Consider the following 6,929-nt stretch of genomic DNA (forward strand, 5'->3'; position numbering starts at 1 on the left):
GTGGGGCGCCACCCGTGGGCGCCGGTGCCGCCGGTGTCCCCGGTACCGGCCAGCCGGGCGGTCCGCCGGGGGAGCGCCGAATCCACCGGGAGCCCCGGGGCCCTGGGGTGCGGGGCCTGGCCCGGGCCATGGCCCTGGGGGCGGCGGGCCGTAGGGGTTTGTCATGTTTCTCCCGGGTGCTCCTCGTCGCAGCAGGGCAGGATACTCCGAAGTCCGTCGAAGAACGATTTGTCCCCGAGATCCGATCTGGTGGGCGATGTGGTGACCGCCACCGCCGCTGTCGATCTCGCCGATGCCGGCGACCGGGTAGGACCGGCACGGTCCGGCCGTACGATGGTTTCGCAGCCATTACGTGCGGGCCCGCCATGTGCGGGTCCGTCCAGCCCGGAACGACCGCCGGAGAGTCAGCTCCCTGCGCGGCCCGGTGCTCGGCCGGCCGATCCGTTCGTCCGGTCCGCACCGCTGTGCGCGGTCCTGATGTCATCGGCGGTCCGCCCGTAGCCGAGGGTTCCTCTGGGGCACCGGCCGTGGTCGGTCGTCGCCGGATCAGGGGGCGCCGGATCCATCCGGCGGTCACCTGCCGGTCGGCATCGCCGCGGGCGCCGTCCGGAGAACCCGTGTCCGCACTATTCGAAAGAGACACCACATGATGTCCGACGGCCCGACCACCACCGCCCCAGCCGCGGGCACCTCGCCGACCGGCCCCGGCACGCCGGGCGGCGGGGAGAGGCACGCCGGCACCGCCAGGGTCAAGCGCGGAATGGCGGAGATGCTCAAGGGCGGCGTCATCATGGACGTCGTCACCCCCGAGCAGGCCCGGATCGCGGAGGACGCGGGCGCCGTCGCGGTGATGGCGCTGGAGCGGGTGCCGGCCGACATCCGCGCGCAGGGCGGCGTCGCACGGATGAGTGATCCCGACATGATCGCCGGGATCATCGGGGCGGTCTCCATTCCGGTGATGGCCAAGGCCCGGATCGGGCACTTCGTCGAGGCGCAGATCATCCAGTCGCTGGGCGTCGACTACGTGGACGAGTCCGAGGTGCTGACCCCGGCCGACCCGCACCACCACATCGACAAGTGGGCTTTCACGGTTCCCTTCGTCTGCGGTGCCACGAACCTGGGGGAGGCGCTGCGGCGGATCTCGGAGGGCGCCGCGATGATCCGCTCGAAGGGTGAGGCGGGCACCGGCGAGGTCTCCAATGCGGTGGTGCACATGCGTACCATCCGGGCGGAGATCGCGCGGTTGTCGGCGCTGCCCCCGGAGGAGCTCTACGCCGCGGCGAAGGAGCTGCGGGCTCCGGTGGAGCTGGTCACCGAGGTCGCCCGGCTCGGTCACCTGCCGGTCGTGCTGTTCACCGCCGGTGGGATCGCCACCCCGGCGGACGCCGCGCTGATGATGCAGCTCGGCGCGGACGGCGTCTTCGTCGGTTCGGGCATCTTCAAGTCCGGTGACCCGGCCCGGCGCGCGCGGGCGATCGTCGAGGCCACGACGATGTACAACGACCCCGGCGTGCTGGCCAAGGTGTCGCGTGGTCTGGGTGAGGCGATGGTCGGCATCAACGTCGGTGAGCTCCCGCCGCAGGCGCGCTTCGCCGACCGCGGCTGGTGAGCCTCCCGCGGATCGGTGTCCTGGCGTTGCAGGGCGACGTGCGGGAGCATGCGCGCGCTCTCGCCGGGGCTGGCGCCGAGGCCTGTGAGGTCCGCCGGGCCGCCGAGCTCGAGTCGCTCGACGGGCTGGTCCTGCCCGGTGGCGAGTCCACTACGATCGGGCGGCTACTGCGGGTGTTCGAGCTGCTCGAACCGCTGCGGGCCGCCGTGGCCGGGGGCCTGCCGGTCTTCGGTTCGTGCGCTGGCATGATCCTGCTTGCCCGGGACGTGATCGATGGTCGGCCGGATCAGCCACTGATCGGTGGTCTCGATGTGGTCGTGCGGCGCAACGCCTTCGGCCGTCAGGTGGAGTCCTTCGAGACGGACCTGACGGTGGAGGGCGTCGACGGGCCGCAGGTGCATGCTGTCTTCATCCGGGCGCCCTGGGTAGAAAAGGCAGGGGACGGTGTGGATGTGCTGGCCCGGGTGGGCGACCGCCCGGTCGCCGTCCGGCAGGGGTGCCTGCTGGCCACGTCGTTCCACCCTGAACTGACGGGGGACATCCGGGTGCACCGGCTGTTCGTCCAGATCGTGCGATCCGAGCTCGGGCTCAAGAGGGGCAGGTCATGAGCGGTCACTCCAAGTGGGCGACCACCAAGCACAAGAAGGCGGTCGTCGACGCCCGCCGCGGGAAGCTGTTCGCCAAGCTGGTCAAGACCGTCGAGGTGGCGGCGAAGACGGGCGGTGGGGATCCGGCGGGCAACCCGACGCTCGCCGACGCCATCGCCAAGGCGAAGTCACAGTCGGTGCCGAACGACAACATCGACCGGGCGATCAAGCGCGGCTCCGGTGAGCTCGCCGGCGGGGTGAACTACGAGTCGGTCACCTACGAGGCCTACGGGCCGAACGGGGTCGCCGTCCTCGTCGAGTGCCTCACCGACAACCGCAACCGGGCCGCGTCCGACGTCCGGGTGGCGATCACCCGTAACGGTGGCACCCCGGCGGACCCGGGCTCGGTGTCGTACCTGTTCAACCGCAAGGGCGTCGTGCTGATCGACAAGTCGGCCGAGCTGACCGAGGACGATGTCCTGCTGGCGGTGCTCGACGCGGGTGCGGAGGAGGTCAACGACGTCGGCGAGGCGTTCGAGGTCGTCTCCGAGGCGACCGATCTGCACGCCGTCCGGGTGGCGGCGGGCGACGCCGGCCTCGCGGTCGCCTCGGCGGACATCTCCTGGCTGCCCTCGGTGAGCGTGTCGCTCGACGAGGAACCGGCCCGGAAGGTCCTCAAGCTGGTCGAAGCGCTGGAGGACCTCGACGACGTCCAGAACGTCTGGTTCAACGCGGACATTTCGGACGACGTGATGGAGCTCGTGTCGAGCTGAGCCCGTCGCGGCGTGTCGCGGATGTCCCGGGTTGCCCCGGCCACTAGGATCGAACGGATGTTCGTGGACGTGGCCGGGAGGGCTCGTTGCGTGTTCTCGGGGTCGATCCTGGGCTGACCCGCTGTGGCATTGGTGTGGTCGACGGTGGCCCGGGCCGACGGGCCAGCCTGGTCGACGTCGGCGTGGTGCGTACACCGGCGTCCGACGAGGTGGCGCAGCGGCTGCGGGCCGTCTCCGAAGGCGTGGAGGAGTGGCTGGACCGGCTGCGCCCGGACGCGGTGGCCGTGGAGAAGGTGTTCAGCCAGGCGAACGTGCGCACGGTGATGGGTACGGCCCAGGCCGGCGCCGTCGCGATCGTGGCGGCAGCCCGCCGTGGGCTGCCGATCGGCCTGTACACGCCCAGCGAGGTCAAGGCCGCGGTGACCGGCAGCGGGCGGGCCGACAAGGCACAGGTGGGGTTCATGGTGACCAGGCTTCTTGACCTGGCGGAGGCGCCGAAGCCGGCCGATGCCGCGGACGCTCTGGCGCTCGCGCTGTGTCATCTGTGGCGTGGGCCGGCGCTGGCTCGCATGCGCGCCGCGGACCCGCGCGTCCGGGTGGCGGACCCGCGGGGCAGTCGGGCATGACGGCGACGGCTCCGACCTCGCCGACGGGACCGGCGTCGTGATCGCCTCGATCAGCGGGACCGTCGAGGCGCTCTCGCCCACCTCCGCGGTGGTGGACGTCGGTGGTGTCGGAATCCTCGTGTGGTGCACGCCCGCGACGCTGGCCCGGCTGCGGGTCGGTGAGCGCGCGAAGCTGTCGACGACCCTGGTCGTCCGGGAGACCGAGCTGACGCTCTACGGCTTCGCCGATGCCGACGAGCGGGACGTCTTCGAGATCCTGCAGGGTGCCGCCGGGGTGGGGCCCAGGCTCGCCCAGGCCGTGCTGGGCGTGCACAGTCCGGACGCGGTGCGCCGGGCCGTCGCGGCGGAGGACCTGGCCGCGCTCACCAAGGTTCCCGGGATCGGCCGCAAGGGCGCCCAGCGCATCGTCCTCGACCTGCGGGACAAGATCGGTCCGCCCAGCGCGCCGGTTCCGGCGCCACGCGGCGCGGTGGCAGCCGCCGCCGTCGCCGAGCTTCGGCCTGGCGGCCCCGCCGAGCAGGTTCGCGACGCGCTGGTCGGGCTCGGCTACTCGGCGCGGGAGGCCCAGGACGCCGTCGTCGCCGCGGGCGTCGCGGCGGGCGCGGACGCGGGCGTCACGGGCGATGCGGGCGATGCGGTGGACCCGGCCGCGCTGCTGCGCGCGAGCCTCGCGATACTGCGGCCGCGATGAGGGCGCCGGTCCGGGCGCGGGCGGCGGCGTGGGTTGTCCGGGGGGCGTCATGACGGCGGACGACGGCGGCCTGGTCTCCGCCGCGGCGACGCCCGAGGAGAAGGCGTTCGAGGCGGGCCTGCGTCCGCGGACGCTGAGCGAGTTCGTCGGTCAGCGGAAGGTGCGTGAGCAGCTCTCCATCATGCTGGAGGGGGCCCAGGGCCGCGGGCGGCCGCCGGACCACGTGCTGCTCTCGGGTCCGCCGGGGCTGGGCAAGACGAGCCTCGCCATGATCATCGCCGAGGAGCTGGGAGTCCCGCTGCGGATGACCAGTGGGCCGGCGATCGAGCGGGCCGGTGACCTGGTCGCGATCCTCACCGCGCTGACACCGGGTGAGGTGCTGTTCCTCGACGAGATCCATCGCATCGCCCGGCCGGCGGAGGAGCTCCTCTACGCGGCGATGGAGGATTTCCGGGTTGACGTCGTCCTCGGCAAGGGCCCGGGCGCGACGGCGATCCCGCTGGACCTCGCCCCGTTCACCCTGGTCGGCGCCACGACCCGGTCGGGCCTGCTCACCGGGCCCCTGCGGGACCGGTTCGGCTTCACCGCGCACATGGACTTCTACGGGGCCGACGAACTGGCCCTGGTCCTCGCCCGGTCGGCCCGGCTGCTGGGCGTCAGACTGACCGACGACGGCGCGGCTGAGGTCGCCGGCCGTTCCCGCGGCACGCCCCGCATCGCCAACCGGTTGCTGCGCCGGGTCCGCGACTACGCCGAGGTCCGGGCCGACGGTGTCGTCTCCCGGGAGGTCGCCCAGGCGGCGCTGCGGATCTACGACGTCGACGGGCTTGGTCTGGACCGGCTCGACCGGGCGGTGCTGGACGCGCTCGTGCGCCGTTTCGGCGGGGGTCCGGTCGGCCTCGGCACGCTCGCGGTGTCGGTGGGGGAGGAGGCGGAGACCGTCGAGGACGTGTCCGAGCCGTTTCTCCTGCGAGCCGGCCTGCTGGTGCGTACCGCACGGGGCCGGGTCGCCACACCGGCGGCGTTCACCCATCTCGGGCTGGAACCGCTCGCTGACGGTCTTGGCAGGTCACAGGCGTCAATGGCGCTCTCCGGCGACGACACGCCCCAGGCCTGAACGGACTGCCACTCGAGATGTCCGGCTTCGCCGGGAATCGCACCAGCGGCCTGCCCGCAGTGCGCGCGGTGCACCTACGTACGATCAGCCGCGACACTCAGGAGGGTAGGACGTGCAGGTACTCGCGACCATGACGACCGCGGCGGACAACGACGGCGGCAGCTCCATCAGCGGACTGATCTTCCCGCTGCTGATCGTCCTGCTGATCGTCTACTTCTTCTCTACCCAGCGGCGCCGCGCGAAGGCACAGCAGCAGCAGCTCGCGCAGATCGTTCCCGGCACGCTCGTCGTGACCACCGCCGGCCTGTACGCCACGGTCGTGGAGCAGGACGGCGCCGACATCCTGCTCGAGATCGCGCCGGATGTCGTGTGCAGGTTCAGTCGCAACGCCGTGGCACGGGTGATCAGCACGCCGGACTCGGATGCCACTGACGGCGAGCACGGCGAGCACGGTGACGACGCGACCGCCTCCGCGAACCCGCTGGCCACGACGCATGACGCCGACGAGACCGGGTCCACGGCGGCGGACCATGACGCGAAGTCATCCGGTTCCGCTACGGGAAGTGACGACACGGGCGGCGACGGCGACGGCGATCGCGCCGGGGGCGCGGACGGTGCGGCTGACCGGCCCGGCGGGCCGCGCAAGGAGCTCTGACCCGAGGCAGTTTCCCGGGGCTCCGGAACCGCGGGACCCTGGGACGGTAGGTGTCGTGGGGCTGCCGTGGTGTTTGCTGCCGGGACCGTCACGCGCCCGTCGGCTGCGGGTGGTGTTACGTCAGGCCTGTTGGAACGTACCCTCGGTGACACTCGTTCGGAATCGTTGGGCGCCGCCGAGATCGGTGACGGTGTGTGAGGAAGGACCTGGCATTGGCACGTCGCTCGGCACGAGCGTCGGGAGGCATCTCCGTCGGCGCCCGGCTCGGAGCACTTGGTGCTCTGCTCGCCATCCTCTTCGGCCTCATGGCTGTCACCGGCACCTGGACGCCCAAGCTCGGCCTTGACCTCCAGGGCGGGACGAGTGTCATCCTCACGCCACGGTCGGTGACCGGTGGCTCGATCGACGACTCGGCGCTGAACAAGGCCGTCGACGTCATCCGCAGCCGGGTCGACGGCCTCGGTGTCGCCGAGGCGGAGGTGCGCCGCACCGGCGGCACCATCGAGATCTCGGTGCCCGGCCGCGGCAGCCGCTCGAACGCCAAGGGCTCCCCGGAACCAAGGAACCACCGCGAGGAAAGAGCAACGGCCGCCAAGAACGCGCCGGCACGAGGCGTCACCCACCATCGACGGGACATATGGAGCTCGCGCTACGCGCGAGCTCCCAGGAGCCAGACAACCCCGGAGCCGAAACCAGCCGGAGTCACATGACGCAGCATAATCGCCGTCGGGGTGGCGCTGCGACCGCAGTTCCCGGTCCCAGGCACCCGGAGAGGGTACCCACTCAAGATCGTTCCCTGCACAGAATACGAATGCGCTCACACCGCGCCCACACACACTATTTCGATCTCGAGTGAATGATCTCCAACTTT

The 6,929-nt window shown here is 71.7% G+C and carries 7 protein-coding genes and 1 pseudogene; all 8 read left to right on the plus strand.

The window, feature by feature from the left end; translation table 11 throughout:
• Positions 1 to 649: 649 nt before the first annotated feature.
• On the plus strand, positions 650 to 1,609 hold the full coding sequence (gene pdxS / locus FREUN1FDRAFT_RS37280; RefSeq protein ID WP_035957391.1) for a pyridoxal 5'-phosphate synthase lyase subunit PdxS: 960 nt from the start codon (positions 650 to 652) through the stop codon (positions 1,607 to 1,609).
• Positions 1,606 to 2,217, plus strand: coding sequence for a pyridoxal 5'-phosphate synthase glutaminase subunit PdxT (gene pdxT, locus FREUN1FDRAFT_RS37285; protein ID WP_006545613.1), 612 nt, complete (start codon positions 1,606 to 1,608; stop codon positions 2,215 to 2,217). Before pdxS ends, pdxT begins: the two co-directional genes overlap by 4 nt.
• Positions 2,214 to 2,969, plus strand: a complete 756-nt coding sequence (locus FREUN1FDRAFT_RS37290) for a YebC/PmpR family DNA-binding transcriptional regulator (protein WP_006545614.1) — start codon at positions 2,214 to 2,216, stop codon at positions 2,967 to 2,969. Before pdxT ends, FREUN1FDRAFT_RS37290 begins: the two co-directional genes overlap by 4 nt.
• Before the next feature lie 86 nt (positions 2,970 to 3,055).
• Positions 3,056 to 3,595, plus strand: coding sequence for a crossover junction endodeoxyribonuclease RuvC (ruvC, locus tag FREUN1FDRAFT_RS37295; RefSeq protein ID WP_006545615.1), 540 nt, complete (start codon positions 3,056 to 3,058; stop codon positions 3,593 to 3,595).
• Positions 3,596 to 3,632: 37 nt separating this feature from the next.
• Entirely contained in the window at positions 3,633 to 4,286 is a 654-nt protein-coding gene (gene ruvA / locus FREUN1FDRAFT_RS37300) for a Holliday junction branch migration protein RuvA (RefSeq protein WP_006545616.1), read from the plus strand.
• Positions 4,287 to 4,335: 49 nt separating this feature from the next.
• A complete protein-coding gene (gene ruvB, locus FREUN1FDRAFT_RS37305; protein WP_006545617.1) occupies positions 4,336 to 5,403 on the plus strand; it encodes a Holliday junction branch migration DNA helicase RuvB in 1,068 nt (355 codons plus the stop codon).
• Positions 5,404 to 5,515: 112 nt separating this feature from the next.
• Complete coding sequence (gene yajC, locus FREUN1FDRAFT_RS37310) at positions 5,516 to 6,058, plus strand: preprotein translocase subunit YajC (protein WP_006545618.1); 543 nt, start codon at positions 5,516 to 5,518, stop codon at positions 6,056 to 6,058.
• 212 nt (positions 6,059 to 6,270) lie between these two features.
• A pseudogene (locus FREUN1FDRAFT_RS42625) lies at positions 6,271 to 6,589 on the plus strand (protein translocase subunit SecD); the annotation flags it as partial.
• Positions 6,590 to 6,929 lie beyond the last annotated feature (340 nt).

The organism is Parafrankia sp. EUN1f (assembly GCF_000177675.1).
In the GTDB taxonomy this organism is placed as follows: domain Bacteria; phylum Actinomycetota; class Actinomycetes; order Frankiales; family Frankiaceae; genus Parafrankia.